Origin of the sequence: Mesorhizobium sp. M4A.F.Ca.ET.050.02.1.1, assembly GCF_003997725.1 — a bacterium.
Lineage (GTDB): Bacteria > Pseudomonadota > Alphaproteobacteria > Rhizobiales > Rhizobiaceae > Mesorhizobium.
The window spans coordinates 1-2,463 of the sequence record NZ_RZSG01000854.1 but is presented as its reverse complement, the minus strand read 5'-3'; the positions used below and the strand labels follow the sequence as shown (position 1 = coordinate 2,463).

The window sequence follows — 2,463 nt, the reverse complement described above, 5'->3', positions numbered from 1 at the left end:
GGCAGCACACCGATCGCCGTTCCCAATGTAGTGCCGACCAGGCACCACAAAAGGTTGGCCGGCGTGAAGGCGACCGAGAAGCCGTGCGCGAGTTGGTTGAGCGTGTCCATGGCGTCAGCGCCTCACCATGGCGACGACGGCGTTGATCGCCGTGTTCAGCTGGTTCTCGACGAAACCGGCGCCGATGTTGACGCCGAGCGCCCTGGCGAAACCGAAATAGGCCGCGAGCGCCAGGATCAGGCCCAGCAGCGCGTCGCGCAGCGGGCTCCGGCTGCCGAAACCGTAGCAGACCAGAACGAACATGATCACCGAGGCGGCGGTGAAGCCGAGCGGATGGATGAGCGAAAGGTTGGCGACGAGGCCGGCAACCACGAAGCCCATCGACTTCCAGTCGGTCGGCGTCTCCTTTTCCTCGTCGGGCTGCCAGCCGCCCCGAAGCGCCGCGACGATGAGCAGCAGCGACAGGATCACCATGCCGGCCATCGTGATGTAGGGGAAGACCCTCGGGCCGACCTTGGAATAGAGCGGCGACACCGGGATCGCCAGCGTCTGCCAGGCCACGGCGGCGGCGCAGGCCAGAAGCCCGACGCCGATCAACAATTCGGGTATGGCAAAGCGCGGCGGCGCCTGCTGGTCGCTGGTGCTCATGAATGTCCTCCCTCGATGGCCGGCATCCCACGGCCGGCCCTTGACCGCAGTCTCGCCCGCGATGGATGTCATGTCCATGCGCCTGGCGAAGGTCCAGGCGGAGCGGCGCCGGCCGACCCGCCTGGGGAAGGCATCAGGCGAGGCCGAGATCCTTGAGGATGGCGCCGATGCGGGCGGTGTCCTCGGTGACGAACTTGGCATAATCGTCGCCGGTGAGCAGGATTGGTGTCCAGTTGCGATTCTTGCACTCGGTCGCCCAGGCCTCGCTCTTGGCCATGGTCTCGACCAGCTTGATCATCGCCGCCTTGTCGTCGTCGGAGACGCCTGGTGGAGCGAAAACGCCGCGCCAGTTGAACAATTCGACATCGATGCCGGCCTCCTTCAGCGTCGGCGCGTCGATACCTTCCTGGCGCTTATCGGCGGAGATGGCGAGCAGCCTGAGCGCACCTGCCTTGACCTGCTCGGAGAATTCGCCATAGCCGGAAATGCCGGCTGCCACCTGGTTGCCAAGCAGCGCCGACAGCGCCTCGCCGCCACCGGCGAATGGCACATAGGAGAGGTTGGTCGCGGGCACACCGGCGGATTTGGCGATCAGCCCGAACAGAATATGGTCCGAACCGCCGGCGGAGCCGCCCGCCACCGGAACCTGGGTCGGATCGGCCTTGAGCGCGGCGACGAAATCGGCGGCGGTCTTGAACGGCGATGCCGCAGGCACCACCAGCGCCTCGAACTCGCCGGTCAGGCGGGCGATCGGCGTCACTTCGGTCAGGTTGTTCGCGGACTTGTTGGCGATGATGGCGCCGACCATGACCATGCCGGCCACCATCAGTGAATTGCCCTTGCCCTTCCACTGATTGACGAATTGCGGCAGGCCGACCGTGCCGCCGGCACCGCCGACATTGGTGATCTGCGAGCCGGAGATCAGCTTTTCAGAACGCAGCACCTGGTCGATCGTGCGGGCCGTCTGGTCCCAGCCGCCTCCAGGCGCGGCGGGAACGAAGATCTGGAGTTGCGGCGCGTCCTGTGCGAAGGCGGGTGTGAAGTGCAATGCCGCGATGCCGGCCGCGGTGCTCGTCAAGAATCTGCGTCTGTTCAGCATGGGACTCCTCCAAATCACGACACCTCCTCCGGTGCCTGCCAAAGACGTGGCCTGAATTCAGACCCGCCTTCGAGTTCAAGCATTTGTGACTGCGTTCTGTCAACGGGAATGGCATTCTACTAGACAGAACGATTTTGCCACGACAAAATCGCATCATCCAGGCTTGGCCTGGACGGGGCGACCAACATGAAATCATCATCGGGATGAAAAATACACCTGCCAGCCCGACTTCCACCGAAGGCGTTGCCGCTCTCGACCGCGCCATCGCCATTCTCGACGCATTCACGCCCGCCGATCGCTCGCTCGGCCTGGCCGAGATCGCGACCCGCACCGGCCTTTACAAGAGCACGATACTGAGGCTGGCCAACTCGCTGATGCGCGGCCAATTGCTGGAACGGCTTGACGACGGGCGTTATCGCATCGGACCGGCCACCTTCAGGCTTGGCGCGCTCTACCAGCGCTCGGTGGTGGCGATGGATGTCCTGCTGCCGATCATGCGAGATCTGTCGGAGCGGAGTTGGGAAAGCGTCGCCTTCTATGTCCGCTCCGGCGATGTCCGCACCTGCCTTTACCGCGTCGAATCCAAGCATCCGATCCGCTACACCATCCGCGAGGGCGACGTGCTGCCCTTGCTGGCGGGTTCCGGCGGCCGTGTACTCGCCGCGTTCTCCGGCGAGCAGGGCGAGCCCTACGATACCATCCGCGCGGACTATCAC

General features: G+C 64.7%; 3 protein-coding genes. 1 reads left to right on the top strand and 2 read right to left on the bottom strand.

The window, feature by feature from the left end; genetic code table 11:
• Window positions 1–114: 114 nt before the first annotated feature.
• Entirely contained in the window at window positions 115–648 is a 534-nt protein-coding gene (locus EOA33_RS32210) for a tripartite tricarboxylate transporter TctB family protein (protein WP_126058319.1), read from the bottom strand.
• Window positions 649–781: 133 nt separating this feature from the next.
• Window positions 782–1,747 (bottom strand): tripartite tricarboxylate transporter substrate-binding protein, encoded by a 966-nt coding sequence (locus tag EOA33_RS32205; protein WP_126058318.1) that lies wholly within the window; start codon window positions 1,745–1,747, stop codon window positions 782–784.
• Window positions 1,748–1,950: 203 nt separating this feature from the next.
• Here EOA33_RS32205 and EOA33_RS32200 point away from each other — a divergent pair.
• The coding region (locus tag EOA33_RS32200; RefSeq protein WP_127407464.1) for a helix-turn-helix domain-containing protein at window positions 1,951–2,463 on the top strand (513 nt) is incomplete at its 3' end.

Bases quoted from the DNA above. Each gene is read 5' to 3' on its own strand.
- EOA33_RS32210 (WP_126058319.1), bottom strand. From the start codon at position 648: ATGAGCACCAGCGACCAGCAGGCGCCGCCGCGCTTTGCCATACCCGAA.
- EOA33_RS32205 (WP_126058318.1), bottom strand. From the start codon at position 1,747: ATGCTGAACAGACGCAGATTCTTGACGAGCACCGCGGCCGGCATCGCG.